The sequence below is a fragment of the Paenibacillus turpanensis genome, assembly GCF_011421635.1.
In the GTDB taxonomy this organism is placed as follows: Bacteria; Bacillota; Bacilli; order Paenibacillales; family YIM-B00363; genus Paenibacillus_AK; species Paenibacillus_AK turpanensis.
Window position 1 is genome coordinate 63086 of sequence record NZ_WTLI01000022.1, and the last position, 19405, is coordinate 82490.

Consider the following 19405-nt stretch of genomic DNA (forward strand, 5'->3'; position numbering starts at 1 on the left):
AAAATATCATTAGCATGACGCAGAAAAGGCTCGGTAGAGATAAGAATCTCCGCCGAGCCTTTATGTTGACATCGTTTAACGCTGCTCTACCTTGCTCTACCTTTCGTCGGACAGCGCACTGCCGCCGCCAAATATAAAATTCTCTACCTGCGCAAGCTTCTCTCCGGAAGCTGGGCCCGTATTGTCTACGTATAAAACCGAGCCTTCCGGCAGCTTCCAACGGATCTCGCGGTGCACCAGTGTCCGGCTGAATTCGTCCCAATGCTCCAGCTTCCACTGATCGAGGACAGAGCCGCGCCCCTCAAGACGCTGACGGTACTGCTCCAGATCCTGCAAATATACGTAAACGACGCGCACCTCTACATCCGTGATCGATGCCCCGATTTGCGCCAGCTCACGTTCAATCCAATCCGGATCCTCCGTTTCTTTCGTGAAAGGGCCGACGACGAACACATCTAGGCCAAGCTCGATGTTTTCAAGCGCAGCCTCCATCGTGACGCGATAGCCCAGATCTCTGCAGTGCTTTTTATACACAGGCGAATCACGGTCGGTCGGGTCTTGGCCGCATAACGTCATAATGACCTCGGCCGACGGCCGGATAAGTGTGTCCATGTCGAGAAACACGGCTCGAAAGCGCTGGGCCAATGCTTTGGCCAGTGTCGTCTTTCCGGCTGCGGCGGGGCCGATGAAAAATACAAGCTTACGCATAAGTCACCCTCCACCTTGTGTCGTTTCGGCTTTCTTCCGCTGGAGGGGACGAATGAGCACAAGATAACATACAATCGACCCTAGCGCGGCCGTAGCGATTAAGATTCCAAGAGGCAGCGCCGATTCTTCGCCGCCGATCCCGGCTAGAGGGGATGTTATTGCCCCAAAGCCTAACGATAACACGCCCTGCAGCGCCGCTGCGCTTCCGGCAATTTTTCCCTTGCTCTGGAGAGCGAGAGAGGAACTGGTAGGGCCGACAATGCCGACACTTGATACAACAAGGAAAAATGCTGGTGTAATTCCAATAATTCCCGCATCAAGCAGCAGCATAATGACCAGCAACACGCCACCCGTCGCTGCAACGATAAAGCCGCTTACTAGCAGCTTGAGCTCCGATACCCGTCCGACGAGTCTGCCGGTAATTTGCGATGCCAATACAAAACCGAAGCCGTTCAGCGCGAAAATATAACTGAAGGTTTGCGCCGATACGCCGTAAATGCTTTGAAAGACGAAGGAGGAGCCGGACAAGTAACCGAATAACGCAGCGGTGATAAAGCCGGAAGCAAGTGCATAGCCCATAAATTCCCGGTCCCGCAGCAAGCTTCCGAAGGTTGTCACCGTTTGTCTAAGCCCGCCTGTGGAACGGCTTTCTTTCGTTAAAGTCTCCGGTAACCGCATCGAGACTACAGCGAGCAGCAGAAGGCCGACACCGAACAATACGACAAAAATTCCCGGCCACTCGGTAAAACGCAGTACCTGACCGCCGATCAAAGGTGCGATAATGGGGCCGGCCCCATTGACCAGCATCAGCAGTGTAAAAAACTTGGTCAGCTCCACACCGGAATATAAATCACGTACGATTGCCCGAGAAATGACAATTCCCGCAGCTCCGGCAAAGCCTTGGATTGTGCGGAACACGATCAGCCAGCCAATGCTCGGACTGAACGCGCAGAGCAAAGAAAAGATGGCGTAGACGAGCAGCCCTATGGTTAGCGGCAGCCGTCGTCCGCGCATATCGCTGATGGGTCCGGCGAGCAGCTGACCGAGCGCGAGACCGACAAGGTAGAAGGTCAAGCTCAGCTGTACCTGCGATGGCGTCGCCTGGAAATCAGTAACGATAGCTGGGAGCGCAGGCAGGTACATGTCGATAGTCAGCGGGCCCATCATTGCAAGGGAGCCGAGGATGGCAACCATCATGACTCTTGTGGGCATTTTGCCGCCAAGGGGCGTTTGCGGTTTGATTTCTGATTGTGCTTGGGAAGCGTTCAAGCCATCCACTACCTTTCCGAGTTAAAGCAATAACATCATGGAAATGTTTTTGCTTCTCTCTATGTTTTTAAAGATTAATTTTATCATTTTAGCAAAACCGGCTGATTCAAGCTAGACGTTTTTGGGCAATCGCAGAAGCATCGTCCAAGACGTTCCCGATTCCCCTACCTTGCCGAACCCGAACCGTTCGTACAGCCGCAGCGCTGCATTCGAAGGGTCGACACTAAGGGAAAGCGCGCCGTAGCCTTCTGCCGCGCACTGTTCGATCAGCTTTTGCAGCAGAAGAGAGCCAATTCCTTTGCCTGTATAGGACGGGAGCACGGCAATGTCGAGCTCCGGCGTTTGCTCGTCAACGAAGCCATAGCCCGGGGCGTCTGCACGAAACCGCCGGTACCATGCGGCGCCAACCGGACAGCCTTCCTCATTTTCCGCAATGAAGCCTTGATCCCCAGTTCTCCCCCAGCCCTCGAGACAGCGGGAAATTTCCGGTTTACGCAGCAGCTGCTCCTTGGGCGGCTTATTCACCGGAATATGCACCATTTCATAAAGCATATCCCATAAAAACGGCATGTCTTTTTCTTCAATATGGCGAAGGTTGATGGTTGTCATGATGATTTCTCCTTTAAAATGATGATCCCACTATAAGGAAAATTCGGGGGGCTGCCAAGGGTTAAAATGAATATAACGTTTTAACGCTACCTTAACCATACCTTAGGCATGCTTTGAATATACTTTAAGGGCTGGCAAGAGAATCGGTCAATTCGTAGGGGGGACTTCGCGGTGTACAATACACACGTAGTAATACAGCCGGGCGATATTTTGACTGTCTGTGATAACAATGATTGGGGAATTCCGACCGGTTATTTGGGGCATAGTGCAATTGCCGTTGATGAGCGGCAGCTGGTGGAAGCAGTTATGGAGTATCCGAATATTCAGCTGGGCTTGAATGAAAAGTTTTTGCGTCCGGATCGTCGGTGTGCCGTTTATCGACCGGTTCATGCACACTGGGGACCGGCAGCTGCAGGCTTTGCGTACCGCTATTATGAGCAAAGTGAGCATTACCGCAAGCATGGTATGATACGTCCGCCGTTTACGATTTCGCCTGCGGTGCCGCTTCACGATCCATGGACAGGAGTTTACTGCTCCAAGCTGGTCTGGCTCTCCTATTATTACGGGGCGGGGTATGCGATTTATAACGATTTTGGATTGTTTACACCGGAGGATGTGGACTCGTCGCTTCGAATGGATTCTAACTTTATGGCAGTGTACCGCCATCCTGATTTCGCTTTTCATATTGACACTTAATGAAGCAATGCCCGCACTGCTCCGGCGAGAAGCGAAGACAGTGCGGGCATTAGATGTTCATTAATCAAGACTGCCATGATCCATTTTATCGCGTACTACTCAAAAACCTTAATTTCTTCAAACACGACTTCTTTATCCTTGCGGTTGTAAACGATATAGTGCACCTCGTAATCCTCTTGATCCCATTCCGACCATGCGATTAATGCGCTGCCCTCTTCGTGTTGGCTGGCCCACGCAAAGCTTTTGTGCTTATAAGGGGAGCCGCTTCCGGCAGGTTTACTGAAAATTTGCAGGTATTGCTCGTGGCCTTCCTCAAGCACCCCGTCCATTGTTGCATGATGAACTGTATAGGAGCGTCCTTTTGCCCAATAAGGAGATTTGGTTTCAATCGCCTCGTCGGTAACCGTGAAGTCGTTTCCGGCTGCGTAGCCGGCAGCGGGAACGGTAAGTAACACAGAAGTGATAAGAAATGCGGCTATTTGCTTGTACATGGTCTCCTCCGGTAAAAAGCTTTTCCGATAATAGATGCTGCGGGGTATAATTCTACACTCGATGTGGAAATTCCTTCCTCCGCAAAAAGGCGGCTTTCCACTTTCCGTTACTCGGTCATGCGAATCGAATCGGTAATAGTTTGCTTTTGTGTTTTGCGGACCGGGAGCCATGCCGCAAGCTGCGAAAGAACGGCCATACCGAGCGAAGCCGTAAAGCAGGCAAGCCAAGGGGAGTTCCAGTGAGCGAGCAGGCCCGGGTCTTCTTCGTTGACATAACGGTACATCATATAGGATAGGGCCGTTCCAAGAGCGGAGCCAATGACCGACCCGATCAACGCATACGCCAAGCATTCAGAGCGAATCATCGCGCGGAGCTGGCCGGATGTCATCCCGATGGCACGGAGTATGCCGAATTCACGCATACGCAGCATGGCGCCCGTAGCGGCCGTATTCATCAGACTCATTCCGGCTATTAACGTAATGACGGAAAGGAAAACGGCTAGCATCACTTCAACCTGCCGGATATCTTCTTTGACACTGTCGATGCGATCCTGCAGCGAGTGCATCTTCCCGCCGTATGTTCCGGCAATTCGTTGGAGCTCCTGTTTTATATAGGCTGTATCTGCATGATCGGTTGTACGGATTTGGATTCTTCGGTCCAATCCTGATCCGGAAAACAATTCATAATGGGAGGAGTGGGTTAACAGTGACAGTCCGTCTGGAAAATCGCCCGAGGTTGGGAAATTTTCCAGGACAGCACCGATCCGATAAGTTTTCCTCTCGGGGGAGTAATTCCAGTTATCGTTTCTCGGGCCATCGACAAGCTTGGCGAAGCCAATTTCAATGAGATCACCCGCATGATAGCGGGTCTGCGGCCAAACGCTGCTCCGAAGCAGCAGCACTTCTTCCCCGTTTCGAAGCCGCTCCGGATTGATTTCCCCTTCCATCACATATTGATCTGCTTCCTTTACTATTGCATCTTCGTATGCATAGAGCTTCACGAGTGAGCTGAGCTTCCCGCTCTCTGAGAATGGATTGGCCAGCTCCTCCTGCTCTATGCTGAGGAGCTCTCGGAAGTCCGGCAGCAGCTCCGCTTCGTCCAGGCGGGTGTAGCCATAGCTGTATTTCATCGGAATGACGGCTTCGACTCCCGGCAGCTCCGCGAGCTCTTTCGCTGCTTGGGCCGGGAAGCCGTAGCCTTCCCGGTTGCTGACAAATAAATAATAGTCCGCGTCCCACGAAAAGTCGTCTCTAACCAAGGCGGCAGGATCTTTGGCCGAGACAAAGCCGTGCATCGTGACGAGAAGAGAGACGCTGATGGCCATGGACAAAACCGTGGTCCAAAATCGCGATGGGCTTCTCAGCATGAAGCGGAGCGCCATCCGATGAGCGATTCCTGCTCTGCTGGGAATCCAGCGGCTGAACGGTTTGGCCGGCTGTACGGACAGGAGCGATGAATCGGTGCCCCGCAGTGCTTCCAGCGGTGAAATAATCCGGGAGGCGATTCGCGCAGGTCCAAGACTGGATAAGAGCACGGTCGTAAAACCGATCCCGGCCACGATCAGAAGCATGCCAAGCGGGAGCTGCGGAGGACCTTCCAGCGTCCCGAACATCGTCCAATGAATGACCGACAAATGCAGCGCCATCCCTATAGCGATGCCAATGGGAACGGCGATGACGCCAATAAGTGAAGCCTCTCCGATTACGAGCCTTTGCAGCTGACGGCGGGTCATGCCGATGGCTCGGAGCATCCCGTACTGCTTCATTTTTTCCAGCACGGCAATATGAAACATATTGTAGATCGCCAGCATCATCGCTGCGCAGGTGATGACAACTATAAAATAAACGCTGGAATCCTGCTTGTTGTAGTCATTCATCGCTTTGACCAGCATATCGTTGTGATTCATCTGCCGATCGTGAACGCCAAAAGCTTTTCGCAGCTCAGCTGTTTTCGTGACAATATCGCCGCCGGTTTGAATAAACTCGGGACGGAATTGGACGTAGGCGGTGTGGGTCAGTTTTTCCTCATTTATCTTATTCAGAGTGGAGGGACCCGCTAAAGCGATAGATTGACTACTATTTACCGTTCCTTTCCAGTTCTTCATAATCCCGACGACGGTATATTTCGTTTCGCCGACGGTTACGGCATCTTTGCCTTGAATTGGCGCCGCTTGCAGCTGTTCGGCGAGCCAAGCCTCAAGTACGATTTCGTTCTCGGCCGAAGGCAATTGGCCCTGAATGAGCTTTACAGGGACCAGCTTTGTCTGGGCATTGGAATACTCGCTGAGCAGAAGCTTTACCCCTTCGGGGGTGTTGATCTGAACCGACGCGCTCTTTACCCAAAGCAGTTCTTCAATGGCTGCATGATGCTGCATCAGTTGAATCGTTTCCGGCTTCAAGCCCTGAAAATGCACATGGTACGTGCCCGCGGATTGAAGAGTAGATTGGAGCATAGCGACCTTAAGGTTGTGGGTAAATAAAACGGTTAAGGTTACGATGGCAACGGACAAAACAATTCCGAGCACAGCCAGCAGCTGACGTTTCCACTGATGCTTTACGGTTCGCGGGAGGAGCCCCCAATAAGATCGCATTATAGGGTCACCCTCCGGTCGTCGATGATCGCTCCGTCTTCGATTGTAATGATCCGATCGGCCGAAGCGGCAATCGATGCATCATGAGTGATCATGATCAAGGTTTGGTGATATTTCATTATGGAAAGACGAAGCAAGCTCATGACTTCCTGCCCGGTTTTACGGTCGAGGTTTCCGGTCGGCTCGTCGGCTAAAATCACGGCGGGCTTAGCAGCTAAGGCCCGGGCGATTGCCACCCGCTGCTGCTGCCCCCCCGACAATGCAGACGGAAGATGGCTGCGGCGCTCGTAAAGCCCAAGCCATTGCAGCAGTTCCTCGATAAAAGGCTGGTCCGGCGTATGTCCGTCCAGCAAAATAGGAAGCACGATGTTTTCTTCCGCCGTCAGCACCGGAATGAGATTATAATGCTGAAAGATAAAGCCAAACTTACGGCGTCTAAGCAGGGCTGCTTCCTGATCGGGGAGTGCCGTAATATCGCTTCCTTCCAGCCATACGCGGCCTCCTGTCGGCCGATCGAGGCAGCCGAGGAGATGCAGCAGCGTGCTTTTTCCCGAGCCGCTGGCCCCAATAATAGCGGTAAATTCCCCCTGCCGAAAAGCCAAGTCGGTTGGCTTCAAGGCTTGGACAGCGGCCGCTCCGCTTCCGTATGTTTTGCAAATTTGCTCCGTTCGCAGCAGCTCCAAAGAAAACATCCTCCATTCGTGTATATCTGTTCTTACTGCCGATTATAGGAGAATGAGCTTACGTTCCGGTGACGGTACTCCTTACCATTTTGTAAGCCGGGTTCGAGGCAGGGTTATGGTAAACATGCTTCCTTGACCGGACTTACTGGACGCACTAATCAAGCCCTCATGCTTCTCTACAATGAGCTTTGTCAATGCAAGACCGATGCCGCTTCCAATCCGTCCGCCGGCCCTGCCCTGCGAGCCTTGATAAAAACGCTGGAAAATATGCGGAAGCTCTTCCTCGGGAATTCCCGTTCCGCAATCGGAAATCGTGATGGAGGCGGTCACCTCACTGGCGCTCAGCGCGATGGATATTCGTCCATGGTCCGGGCTGAAGTCGGCCGCATTGTCAATAACGTTCCCGATCGCTTCTCCGAGCCAATCGCTATCATGAGGAAGGATAACGGGAGATTCGGGGACGCTTACGGACACCTCAAGCTGCTTGCGCGTAAGCCTTGCTTCGGAACGCCCGACAGCACGATGAAGCGTTTCGCCGAGATCGGCAGGCTTCACGGATAACGTCACGACATCTGCTTCGAGGCGCGAAAGCCGCAGCAGCGAGTGCAGCAGCCAATGAATCCGCTCAAGCTGCGCGTTGCTTTTCGACAGCAGCTTGCGCTGGTCGTCTTCGTGCAGCGGCTGGCCGCCAAGCAGCTCCATGAACATCATGAGGGAGCTCAGCGGCGTACGAATTTGGTGAGAGATGTCGTTGATGATATTTCGCAGCAGCTCCTTTTCCCGATCAAGCTTCTGCAGAGATTGCTGCAGCCGCTCCGACAGCCGGTTGAAATGATGGCCTAATACCGCCAGCTCCCCCTCGCTTTGTTCCGGCAGCCGAAAATCAAAAGAGCCGCGCATCATCCGCTCCGCTCCTTCCGACACCCGGCGAATTCCGCTATAGATTTGCGAGAACGCCCGATGAGCGGTGTAGGCGCAAGCCATGCAAAGAATAAGCAGCACACCTGCGGCCGTGTAGAGCATCGTCTGTCTCAGCTGCGAAAACAAGCCATTGGATGCTGCGAAAGCCGGATTCGAAAAGCCGTATTTTTCGGCAGCGGCAAGCCCGGCGGCGTATTCTTGTCCGCGGGTGTTTGGAACGGCGGTAGCACTGCGAATGACTGCTTCTTCAAGCTCCGGGTGCTCGATTAAGATGCTACCAATGGCTGTTATATGCGCTTGGTGGATTTGCTTCTGGAGAGCTGCAGTGCTTTGCAGTAAGGTACCCCACAGGATCAGGAAGGCCAGCAGGCACAATAAGGCCGTCAAGGCTAGACTTCTGCTGTACTCTTTGTTCCGCCAAAGGGTCGGATTCACAGCCTCTCACACCTTTCATTCCATTTATACCCGCTGCCGCGAACCGTCACAATCAGCGCTGGGGAGGAGGGATCGCTCTCGATTTTTTCCCGCAGCCGCCGGATGAGAACGGACAGCGTATTGTCGTCGACGAATTCGCCGTGCGAATCCCAGAGGCGCTCCAGCAGAATCTCGCGGGTCATCACCTGCAGCGGGTGCCGCATGAAATAGGCGAGCAGCTTGAATTCGGAAGGACTTAGCACCAGCGGCTCGTCCGCCAGCCATACTTTTTGTTCAAGCATACTGAGCGTGAGTTCACCTGAACGAATACGGTCTGCTTCAGCGGCCAAGAACGAGGCTTGATCTGCCGCAGCTTCCTTCTGGGGCGGGGAAAGCTGCGCGCGGCGAAGCGCCGCACGAATACGGGAAATCAGCTCCTGCAGGCGAAACGGTTTTGTGATATAGTCGTCGGCGCCGATTTCCAAGCCGAAAACAATATGCACCTCTTCATCCGAAGCAGTAAGAAATAAGATTGGAATATGGGAGCTCTTGCGCACTTCCTTGCAAAAGTCAAAGCCGCTTCCGTCCGGCAGCTGGTTATCGAGCAGAATGAGGTCCGGGGCGGTGGTTTGAAGGATGGCTCTCGCTTCGGCAAGCGTAGGGGCGAGCACCGTGGACCAGCCTTCCCGCTGGAGTGAAAATTGCAGCCCGAAAGCTAGTGTTTCGTCATCTTCAACGATCAGTAAGGTTTGCATTGGGGGTTCCTCTTTCCTAAGCCGGGTCAATGTACTATCACTATAACGCACACCGGCGACGAGTTGTCAATGAATTCCTGAACCTTGGCCACCTTACAAAAGCGTAATCTTCCCCGTAAGGCTGCGGTAAGCTGAGGGCGGTACGATAGCGGGGAATCCAGGGAAGAGGAGATCGTGAAATGAACAAACCAATAACCAAACCCGCTTGGAAAAAAGGGCTGCTTATCGTAAGCGGAGTTCTCTTTGTCTTAAGTGCTCCGATATCTGCTGCACAGGCTTCCGCAGAGTTGCCATCCATGATTCCAGTTCGGGTGGAATTAAATGGGTACGAGCTTCTGCAAAAGCAGCGCCCGTTATTAATTGAGGGGACGTCGTATGTATCCTTCGAGGAGATGTTCGGTGCTTTTGAAAACAGTAAAATCAGCTGGGACGAGAAAACGCAAACGGCTTCGCTGGAAGTCGTAAGCGGCGGTATGTTTGAGGCTGCGATATCAGCGAAGGTTGGCGAGGCGAAAGCCATTCTAAACGGAAGGACGCTGCCGCTCGGAGGAAGCAAGGTGCTGCTTGTAGACGGTGTCGTTATGATCCCGGTACGGCCGTTCGCCGAAGCGTTGGGCTGTGAGGTGGAGTGGAACGGCTCCGAGCTGACGGTCTCGATTTATCGCAACGGATTGACCGATCTGCTGAAGAAGGAGGCGATGGAGCAGCGGGCCTCTCGTTTCGTTAAGCCGGAGCTAAGCTCGGAGCATGCCTCGTTGTCCCAAGCGCAAAAAGTAGAGAAGGTAGATCATTATTTGACAGAAAACCTTTATAACGGAACCATTTTAATTGTAGATAAAGGCAGTGTACTGCTGCGAAAAGGGTATGGGCTGGCCTCTGCGGAAGGGAAGGAGAATCAGCCGGAATTGGCCTTCCGGCTGATGTCCGTATCCAAGCAGTTTGCTGCTGCGGCGATTTTAAAGCTGGAGGAGCAGGGGAAGCTCAGCACCGAAGACTTGATCGGCATCTACGCGCCGGGAATACCAGGAGCCGATCGGATTACCCTTCACCATCTGCTTACTCACACATCAGGGCTGCCTCGAGAGTACGAAAGAAGCGTAGATAATACGCTGGAGAAAATGGTGCAAGAGCTGCGCAGCGAGGAGCTGCTGTTTGAGCCGGGAACGCAGTACCGGTACAGTAACGTGGGCTACGCGCTGCTTGCTTATGTGGTAGAAAAAGTATCAGGACAAACCTATGAGCAGTTTTTGCGGGAGCAATTTTTCACACCATTAGGGATGACTCGCACCGGTCAGGCTCACCACAATAAAGAGGTGGAATATTTAGTACAGGGGCTCTGGCGGGCAAACGACGAAATGCGTGAAGCGGAATTTCATGTTTCGCTTTCCGGTAACGGGGATCTGTATGGCACAGTAGACGATCTATACTTGTGGGAGCGTGGACTGAGCGAAGGGAAGGTGCTTCACTCCGCTTCGGTAACGAAAATGTTTACGCCTTTCTTAAAAGGCTATGGATATGGCTGGCATATGAATGAGGATGGATCGGCGGAGCACAGCGGCTCGGGCAGCGGATTCTCCACGAATATATACCGCAGCCCGTCCACGTTCATTGCGCTGCTGTCCAACGAGTCGGAGGTCGAAACTGACGATGTTGGACGTTATCTTGTGGAAATGCTGAAGTAGTCCTCAGCTTGTGCTTTGATCCAGCTTCAGGGTCCATTCTGAGCCTTTTGCGTACGATGGGGCACAGGATGGGCCTGGATTTACTAATTCGAAGCGCAATTCGCCAGCGAGCTGAGTTAAGAGCTTGAGACCGTCACCGGTCGGGACACCGGCCATAATCGACGGCCTTGCTTCAATGCTCTGCTGACATTTGGCATCAAAAAATTCCTTGTACGGCTCCGTGACCTGCTGCAGGTTTCCTCCCTGGGCCAACAAATATACGTCTCTGTTCTGTGATCCGACAAGCAGATGAGAGCCCTCAATATAGCTGTCGACAGAATAGGTATCGTTTTCACCAAAAATTTCGGCCAGATCGATTTCCTTCTTCAGCTCGCCCGTGTCCGGATTGTAGATGAAAAGACGTGTTCCGTCGAGGAGAAACAGCTCGCTGCCTGCCAAAACGTCCTTCTGTTCCCGTTTTCGATAGGCTCCGCGAACTTCACCGGATTTGACAAGCTTTCCATTCATGAAATAGCCGGTCCGGTCTACAGAGTTGATCTTGGGCACTCCAAATGCTTTTGATCCATGGAGTATCGTTCCGCCTTGGGTCGAGTACAGTTGATAGGTCCAGCTCGGATCCTCCTCAGCTACCCGAAACCCGTCTTGGAAAAAGCTTTCCACATCCTGTGGAAGATCGCGTATCAGGATCAGCTCGTTCGAACGTGAGCTTTTTTGGATATACCACTTATTTTCGGAGATTCCAAATGTATATGTTCCATCGGGAAGGCTGTCGAAGGAAATGCTGCGTTCCGACGTGGCGGTGCAAGCGCTGATGATCGTGGCTGCGGCTAAAATTGCCGCGATGAATCGCCGGGTTCTCCTATCTTTCATGACACCATTCCTTTTCTGGAGACTTCTTAGAGCTGAGGTGGTCCCACTTCCTAATATGGTATAAAATGGAACACCTGTATATAGGAACGAGGACTTGTTTTCTGAACCCGTTATCTGAGGAAAGCCGGTGCAGGAGAGCTTGACAGCAGGTGACAAAAAAATGATCCCGACTGATCATAAAGACAGGGGACAGCAGGTCCCGGGCTGGATGTTCGGGCAATAGGAAGTATGATATTCTCAGGCTGAATGGCATCAGAGATTTTCAAACAGAGCACACACTTGAGATGAAGGAGTGAATGCATGTTGAAGAAGATTCTGATTTTAACCGGTGATGCGGCAGAGGTACTGGAGGTGTATTACCCGTATTTTCGGGTGATGGAGGAAGGTTACGAGGCTGTTATTGCCGCGCCGACCAAAAAGGTTCTGCATACGGTTGTTCATGATTTTGTTGAAGGCTGGGAGACGTTCACGGAAAAGCCTGCGCATCAGCTGCAGGCGCATATCGCCTTTGCTGACGTCGATCCATCGGAATACGCTGGAGTGATCATTCCGGGCGGACGGGCACCGGAGTATATTCGCACGAACGAGCATCTCCCACGGATTATGCAGCACTTCTTGGAAGAGGATAAGCCGGTTGGGGCGATTTGCCATGCGGCACAGGTGTTTTCCGCGCTTCGGGATACCAGCTTCTTCGAAGGTCGCACGCTGACGGCGTACAATGCGTGCCGTTTAGATGTAGAGAAGCTTGGCGCGAACTACACGGAGAATACGCTCCATGTCGATGGCAAGCTGGTCACAGGCCATGCTTGGCCGGATTTGCCGGGCTTTATGCGTGAGTTTTTGCAGCTGCTGAAAGCGTAGTTACGAATGGCAGGGTCCCATCTGGATTCATTTTAACGATGCGGAACAGAAAATCGATTCGTCTTAAGGCACAACCATTGGGTTGTGCTTTTTTTGCATTCATGTATCCACAAGTTAAAGAGGATAGCCAAGCTGCAATTCCGTTTTAATTGACCAATGGATCAATTCTAGTTACTCTCTGCAATAGCTTTGTTAGATAATATAACAGAGAAAATACTAATATTTAGTTAAAAAAATATTAATATAAAATGTTTACATAAATACTACCAACTATTGTATTGGTATGATATTCTTATGTCACATCAATGATACAAAATATTACAGACGTTAAATTATTTAAGAGAGGAGGAGATAGATTACTTTCAAGGGATTTCTGAAGTTGAAGCTAGTTTTTTGGTAAATCAAACATGTAGGTGCTTTGAAAAAAAAGAAAAGATTAGGAGAGGTGTTCTATGAAAATGAAAAAATTTACGGGAATGATGTTATCGGTTGTACTCGCAAGTCTTCCTTTTATTGCGGTTCAGGGCGCAGCTGCGGCGCCGGATGAGCAGAAGAAGAGCAGATTTGATGTGAAGAAGGCGATGTCCAAGCCTTACGAGGCAGGAGGAATTCTCGTAAAAATGAAGGAGGATGTAGTAGTCACGCAATCGCTGGTAAGTCAAGAGGAAGTGTCGACGATGTCCGCAGAGTCTTCTCTAGGTCTCACCTATATTAAATTGAAGGATCCTAAGAAACTAGAGAAAATGCTAGAGCGCTTAAACGCAGACCCTAACGTTCTCTATGCGGAGCCGAATTATGTATATCAGCTGGAGACCCCTCTAGCAGGGGCGGAGCTGCCAGCGCAAATCGCTGTGGCATACAACGACCCTTATGTTTCCAACCAATGGGGCCTAAGCGCAATTAAAGCTCCGCAAGCGATGGATTTGGTCAGCTCTTCGAGATTGGCCGGTGTAACCGTTGCCGTTGTCGATACTGGGGTCAATCTTTCCCATAGCGACCTTCAGGGCAGCATCGTTGCAGGCTATGACTTTGTAAACGGGGATTCGAACGCCAATGACGATAACGGTCACGGCACACACGTTGCGGGTATCGCTGCCGGAATCGGAAACAATGGCAGAGGCATTGCCGGTGTTGCCTCCGGAGCTAAAATTATGCCGATAAAGGTACTGAACGCAAGCGGAAGCGGAACGTCCTACGCCATTGTTTCGGGGATGCGTTACGCGGCAGACCGGGGGGCAGATGTGCTTAACCTCAGCTTGGGTAGCAGCTCGGCTTGCTCCAGCGCTTATCAAGACGCAATCAATTATGTCCGCAGCAGGGGCGCGGTTGTGGTAGCGGCTTCCGGCAATTCCAATACAGCGATTGGTTCGCCTGCAAGCTGCTCCGGAACGATTTCTGTCGGTTCCATTGACAGCAGCATGACACGCAGCAGCTTCTCCAACTATGGCAGCACATTAGATGTTACGGCGCCGGGCGGCTCGATCTTCAGCACTTATCCAACAAACACTTATCGCTCGTTATCCGGAACATCTATGGCTACGCCGCATGTTGCCGGTGTTGTTGCTTTAATGCTGGCGGCAGACAGCAGCCTGACGCCGAATCAGGTAGAGTCGCTCCTGAGGCAATCGGCTACCGATGCTGGCTCAGCAGGATATGATGCGTATTACGGCGCGGGAATTGTAAACGCGCAAAAAGCGGTTCAGTACGCGCTTCAATAAGATTGGACAAGCCGTACGCTTACATGCACCGAATGAAAAAAACTCCGCATTTCCGCGCATAGTTTGCGTGGAATGCGGAGTTTTTTCTTACATAGAGTTTAAGGTCAATAGCGGAGATGACTGATTACTTTTGCTGAGTCATCCACGCCTTAAAGACAACAACTGCTGCTTGCGCACGGGTTGTTGTTTCTGACGGGCCAAAACGTCCGTCGCCAAGCCCGTTAAGAATTTCGGCAGCTTTTAACCGTTGAATGTCGTCCGCAGCATACGCTGCAAAATCGCTTTGGTCGGCAAAAGGAGGAACACTGGTACGGGCGGCCGCCCATTGCTGATCCTGCGTCTTAAGAAGCCGATCAACCATGGCCGCCATTTCCTGGCGGGTGATCGGGTCGTTCACGCCGAAGCTGCCGTCTGTTTTGCCTTTACTAATGCCGAGCTTTTCGGCTGCAGTTATCGCATCGGCGTACCACGCGTTCGCGTTGACATCGCTGAATCGGGAATTTCCGCCGGCCGATTCACCCGTAAGATCAAAGGCCTGCATCAGCATCGTAATAAATTCGGCGCGGGTGACGTTACGGTCCGGCTCGAAGCGCGCCTCGCCGACCCCCTTGACCATACCGCGCGCCGCCAAGCCGTAAATGCTTTGCTTGGCCCAAGGTGCACGCTCCAAATCCATGAAATCCACTTCCGCGTAGCCGACCGCATAAACGCTGAAGTGGGATGGATAAAAGGCAACGGTGCTTGATGCCGAGTGATATACACCGTTTTTGATCGTCTCCATCGAACCGTTCTCGGCAAGATGCAGAACGACAATTTGCGAGGAAAGCTCGCCAGGGCGCTGCGTATACGGCAGCTCCACTTTTACAGCTTTCATGCCGTTGAATTTGCTGACAGAGGAGCCGTTCACTTGGGCATGGAATTTATAAACCGGGCGGGTTCCTACCCTCTGCTGCACTTGTTCGGAATAGCCGGAAACGTCTGCCTGCTCGACGCGCAGCTCAAGATTGCCCGCCGTATTCTCGGATGAGAAGAAGGCGTCCGGAGTCATTGTGAACGTCATATGGCCGGAAACGATAACAATTTGTTGCAGGCCGTCCGATTTTGCATCCGCCAAGGCTTGCGCAGGAACGACCAGCTTAAAGCCGTTCGTTTCTGCATCCGTCTGGGCGCGGATGGTTAGCCGGCCATTGCTTGCGCTCTGCAGAGCCGACCGGAAATCGGCGCTGCTCCATTCCACAACCGCAAAGCCGTCAACAACCTTGACAGCAGCCGGCTGCTGAACGGTGCCCGAACCTCCTCCGGAGCTGGAGTCGCTGCCGCCGGAATCGCCGCTGCTTCCGCTGTCATCGTCATCATCGTCGTCGTCATCATGGTTTGGACCGCCAGAGCTCTGCGGCGTTACGGTAACAAGAGCCTTCGCCTCCAGTGTCGTGCCCGCAACCGTTCCTTCAACCTCGAACACACCGCGGGATGCCCATTGCTCCGCATCCATCGGTTTCCACTGAACCGCTGCATTTTCCGTCGTGCCGTCGGTTTTCGTTACTTTTACATGTGCCGGAAGGTTTGGGGCAATTCCTACCTTCGTGCCGACATTGACCTGCTCCATGGACTGGATCAGAGGAGCCTCCGTTGTCCGTAAACGCAGGATTGTCACCGAATACGCCGGGAATTCGTAGGTGAATGTTGGCCCGAAGCCAGATGCCGTTTTCTCCACCGTTGAAACGTGATCCGGCTGTTCAAAGGAGTTTTCATCTGTCAAAGCGGCCCCTGTCAATTCAATGACGGTAGCCTCGGACGCGATCTGTTCCGCCCCGTTTACGCGAACCTCGGAAAGCTGCGCGTTGCCGGAAACGTTGACGACCTTCACAATAATTTCGCCGGTTTCTTCCTCGATTGTGGTCGAGCTGTAGAGCGGGCCGGCATATGCGCCTTCATTAAGATCAAACAGCAATTCGCCGTCCAAATATGCGCGAATGCGTGCGCCTTCTACAACGATCTTCACCTTGTACGTTTTTCCGGTTTCGATCGAGTGGGAGAGCACGTTGCTGACGGTCGTTTTCGCTCCGCCGACTGCCTTTTCGATGACCGTCTGAGTATTGTTCCATCCGCCCAGATTAAACCAATAATAGTTGTTCGGGTCCTGCGCTCCGAAGCCGATTAAAAAGCCTTCGTTCCCACCGGTTTTTGTTGCATCCAGCTCCAAGGTGTAATTCGTCCACTGCTGCCCCTGCTGGAGAAGGAAGCGGACGTCGTCATCGCTGTAGGTTTGCTTTAAAACGCCGTCTTCAACGGTCCAACGGCCGTTATCATTGAAGGATGCGAAGTCGGTAAGCGTGGCTGGATCGCTGAAATCGTTCGCGTACAGCACCGTTCCGTCGTTTGCCGTTACTTTTATATTGTCGTACTCCGCTTGTGTTGCCCACGTTCCGAGCAGAATGGAGCCTTTCACGGCATCTTCATTCCGCTTCGTCAGCGTCATCGGCAGCACTTGATCGCCGACATGATTCATAAACATGCTCTGCACATAGTAGTTCGGCGTACCGAACGCCCGGTGCTCGTCAAACCAGATCATATCCGGCGTCCACTGGGTAAAGCTCGCCGGCCTGCGGCTGAACAGCGGAGCGTAAGCGGCCATCGCGACGATATCCGAATTGCGCTCAAGCCCTGTCATGAACGCCGCCTCGGTCAGCGCCGATTCGACGTTGTTTTTCTTGCCGACACCATGGGAGGCGTATTCGCCGACAAACACCTTCGGTCCGCTGCGGTCAAATTGGTCGTAACGATCCACGTTGTTCAGCATCCACTCCGGCGACTGGTACATATGCTCGTCGACGAGATCGGCTTCGTTGCCGTCACCGACAGGTCCGAGCCAGTTGTAAGCATCACGGTAGGCGGAGTCTTCCGGGAAAGCGCCGGCACTGAATACCAGCTGAATTTCCGGATATTCTGCCTTCAATGCATCATAGAACATTTTGTACCGTTCAAAATATTTCTCGCCCCACAGCTCGTTGCCAACACCCAAATACTTCAGGTTAAACGGCTCGGGATGACCGTTCGCAGCGCGCACAGCGCCCCATTCCGTCGTCTTTGCATCGCCGTTGGCGTATTCGATCAGGTCGAGCGCATGGTCGATGTAAGGCTGCAGCTCATCGAGCGGAACGGTCGGCGGGTTACTGTTGCAGGAAATGATGCCGACATAAATGATCGGCAGCGGCTCCGCGCCGATGTCTTCGGAGAATTGGAAGTATTCATGGAAGCCGAGGCCGAAGGACTGATAATAGTTGTTCGCCCATTGATTGCGCTGGGTTTCCCGCTCAGCTATGTCGCCGATCGTATTTTTCCAGCGGTAATGGTTATCCAGCGCACCGCCCTCGACAATGCAGCCGCCCGGGAAGCGCAGGAACGCCGGGTTCATATTGTCCAGCATTTCGGCCAGGTCGTAGCGGAGGCCGTTTTTGCGGTTATTCCACGTTTTTTCCGGGAATAACGACACCATATCAAGCTCGACGACAGCCTTATCCTTGGCGGTGACGACCAGCTTCGCTTGCGGGTCCGTGGCACTTGATTCGATGGTGCACTCGAATTTTTTCCAATCCGAGGTAATGCCGCTGATGTCGCAGGCGCCGTATACCGTTTCATCCGCGCCGCGCAGCTCAGCTCTCAGCGGCTTCGATAAACCGCTGCTGCTTCGCGCATAAACGGAAAAAGCGTACGCCTCCCCTTGCTGGAGCGCTATGCCGGTGTAACCGCTGTTGGCGATACCGAAGCCGTCCCCCGGGTTCGTCACCTGCAGCTGGACGTACTGATGGTTTTTGTCGTTCAGCGGTGCTTCTGAGGCAGCGGTAACTTGTCCTTCTGCATCGCCGTAGCGTACCTCTGTCCATGAGTAGAGAGGGGTACCGAACTCGAACGAGCGGTTTTGCACCAGCTCTGCATAAAGTCCTCCGTCTCCGGCGTAGTTGATATCCTCGTAGAAGAGGCCGTAAAGGGTAGGGCTCACCTCATGTGCCGGATTCGCAGCGTCGATGTGAATGGTGTAGGCGACGGCACCCTGTTCCCATACCGTAACCTCGAAGGTTTCCGTCGCAGCAACCGCTCCTTTGCGAATCGTTGCCGTTAAGGTGACGGTCGCATCGCCTGCACCAGCCTGCGGACGAGTGACGGTACCGTCGGTTCCGATAACAGCAGGGTGAGAAGAAGCCCAAGTGATGGAGGTTTGCAGCGGTCCCTCGCTTGGAAGCGCGAGATAGTCAGTGACCTCGGAGGTGTCTTTGAGATCAAGCCACTCGGATGCGAACGCCACTGCCTCCTCGTCGGTCATATTTTCTGCGATGACTTCAAGCACCTCGTCGCTGCTTAAGGCACGATCATAAATGCGGAAATCATCGATCAAACCGTTGTAGTACGGATCGTTAAACTGCGATTTGCCGATGTAGTTTGCTGTGGACAAGCCCAGGTCGGCAGGGGTAATCGTCAAATTGGTGTTCTTGGCCACCTCGATGCCGTTAATATAAATGACTGCGGTTTTGTCCTCTAACGTGACGGCGACATGATGCCACCGGTCCGAGGACGGGAAGGCTGCCCCGCTCAACGATTGCACCGCACTGCCGGAGCGCAGTCCCATATGAACGGAGGTGCCGTCATTTAGTGCGAGGAAGAAATAGTTATCCGTTGATGAGCCGATATCAAATACCCGCGCCCAGTTCGGCGTGCTTTCCGGGTTCACCCAGGCGGCCACGGTTACGGAACGCTGGTCCGCCAGCACCCCGTCGGGCAGCTTCACATAACCGTCGCTGCCGTTTAAATCGAGCGCCTGGCCAACACGTCCTGGAACCCACGCGCCTCCTCCCATTAGCATACCGTCCTTGCCTTGGTAGGCAGCATCGGTTACTGTTGTTCCTTCAGTCTGGTCAAAGGTGTAGTGCAGCAAAAGATCCTCCGCCGCATAAACGGCTGGTTTCGCTGGAGCGTCCTGCGCTGGTTCAGCAGGCGGTTCGGCCGCAAAGCTTGGTGTAATCGAACCGAACACAAGCGAAGCGAGGACGGCCATCGAAAGCATTTTCTTTTTCATCGCCACCGTTTCCCTTCCTCCTTTAGGTTTTGCCGGTCTTGAAGCGTAAGGGCAAGCAACCGGCTC

The 19405-nt window shown here is 52.9% G+C and carries 14 protein-coding genes; 4 read left to right on the forward strand and 10 right to left on the reverse strand.

Annotated elements, in window-relative coordinates; all coding sequences use genetic code 11:
• Positions 1 to 96: 96 nt before the first annotated feature.
• The 3 genes from GQS10_RS18685 to GQS10_RS18695 all read right to left on the reverse strand — a co-directional run bounded on the left by GQS10_RS18685 (position 97) and on the right by GQS10_RS18695 (position 2586).
• Complete coding sequence (locus GQS10_RS18685) at positions 97 to 708, reverse strand: P-loop nucleotide/nucleoside kinase family protein (RefSeq protein ID WP_166245062.1); 612 nt, start codon at positions 706 to 708, stop codon at positions 97 to 99.
• A 3-nt stretch (positions 709 to 711) separates the two neighbouring features.
• Positions 712 to 1920 carry a multidrug effflux MFS transporter gene (locus GQS10_RS18690; protein ID WP_166245064.1) on the reverse strand — a complete coding sequence of 403 codons (1209 nt, stop codon included), beginning with the start codon at positions 1918 to 1920 and terminating at the stop codon, positions 712 to 714.
• A gap of 168 nt (positions 1921 to 2088) precedes the next feature.
• Positions 2089 to 2586 carry a GNAT family N-acetyltransferase gene (locus GQS10_RS18695; protein WP_243735263.1) on the reverse strand — a complete coding sequence of 166 codons (498 nt, stop codon included), beginning with the start codon at positions 2584 to 2586 and terminating at the stop codon, positions 2089 to 2091.
• 171 nt (positions 2587 to 2757) lie between these two features.
• Here GQS10_RS18695 and GQS10_RS18700 point away from each other — a divergent pair, with 171 nt between their 5' ends.
• Positions 2758 to 3282, forward strand: coding sequence for a hypothetical protein (locus GQS10_RS18700; protein ID WP_166245066.1), 525 nt, complete (start codon positions 2758 to 2760; stop codon positions 3280 to 3282).
• A 95-nt stretch (positions 3283 to 3377) separates the two neighbouring features.
• Here GQS10_RS18700 and GQS10_RS18705 read toward each other — a convergent pair whose 3' ends face one another.
• The 5 genes from GQS10_RS18705 to GQS10_RS18725 form a co-directional block, all read right to left on the reverse strand.
• Positions 3378 to 3773: a hypothetical protein gene (locus tag GQS10_RS18705; RefSeq protein WP_166245067.1), complete on the reverse strand. Its 396-nt coding sequence runs from the start codon at positions 3771 to 3773 to the stop codon at positions 3378 to 3380.
• Between the two features lie 107 nt (positions 3774 to 3880).
• Positions 3881 to 6364, reverse strand: a complete 2484-nt coding sequence (locus GQS10_RS18710) for an FtsX-like permease family protein (protein ID WP_166245069.1) — start codon at positions 6362 to 6364, stop codon at positions 3881 to 3883.
• The gene (locus GQS10_RS18715) at positions 6364 to 7047 is read right to left on the reverse strand and encodes an ABC transporter ATP-binding protein (protein ID WP_166245072.1); all 684 of its coding nucleotides are present in this window, start codon (positions 7045 to 7047) and stop codon (positions 6364 to 6366) included. Before GQS10_RS18715 ends, GQS10_RS18710 begins: the two co-directional genes overlap by 1 nt.
• Positions 7048 to 7128: 81 nt before the next feature.
• Positions 7129 to 8403 carry an ATP-binding protein gene (locus GQS10_RS23315; protein WP_166245074.1) on the reverse strand — a complete coding sequence of 425 codons (1275 nt, stop codon included), beginning with the start codon at positions 8401 to 8403 and terminating at the stop codon, positions 7129 to 7131.
• Positions 8400 to 9137 carry a response regulator transcription factor gene (locus GQS10_RS18725; RefSeq protein WP_166245076.1) on the reverse strand — a complete coding sequence of 246 codons (738 nt, stop codon included), beginning with the start codon at positions 9135 to 9137 and terminating at the stop codon, positions 8400 to 8402. The genes GQS10_RS23315 and GQS10_RS18725 overlap by 4 nt, the downstream gene beginning before the upstream one ends.
• 179 nt (positions 9138 to 9316) lie before the next feature.
• Here GQS10_RS18725 and GQS10_RS18730 point away from each other — a divergent pair, with 179 nt between their 5' ends.
• Complete coding sequence (locus GQS10_RS18730) at positions 9317 to 10819, forward strand: serine hydrolase domain-containing protein (protein WP_166245078.1); 1503 nt, start codon at positions 9317 to 9319, stop codon at positions 10817 to 10819.
• Positions 10820 to 10822: 3 nt separating this feature from the next.
• Here the strand turns inward: GQS10_RS18730 and GQS10_RS18735 are convergent, their stop codons facing one another.
• Positions 10823 to 11689 (reverse strand): hypothetical protein, encoded by an 867-nt coding sequence (locus GQS10_RS18735; RefSeq protein WP_166245080.1) that lies wholly within the window; start codon positions 11687 to 11689, stop codon positions 10823 to 10825.
• Positions 11690 to 11989: 300 nt separating this feature from the next.
• Between GQS10_RS18735 and GQS10_RS18740 the strand changes: the two genes are divergently transcribed.
• Positions 11990 to 12550, forward strand: coding sequence for a DJ-1/PfpI family protein (locus tag GQS10_RS18740; protein WP_166245082.1), 561 nt, complete (start codon positions 11990 to 11992; stop codon positions 12548 to 12550).
• 452 nt (positions 12551 to 13002) lie between these two features.
• On the forward strand, positions 13003 to 14268 hold the full coding sequence (locus tag GQS10_RS18745) for a S8 family peptidase (protein ID WP_166245084.1): 1266 nt from the start codon (positions 13003 to 13005) through the stop codon (positions 14266 to 14268).
• 124 nt (positions 14269 to 14392) lie between these two features.
• On the opposite strand, the gene GQS10_RS18750 is transcribed toward GQS10_RS18745, so the two are convergent.
• Positions 14393 to 19339, reverse strand: a complete 4947-nt coding sequence (locus GQS10_RS18750) for a LamG-like jellyroll fold domain-containing protein (RefSeq protein WP_243735270.1) — start codon at positions 19337 to 19339, stop codon at positions 14393 to 14395.
• Positions 19340 to 19405 lie beyond the last annotated feature (66 nt).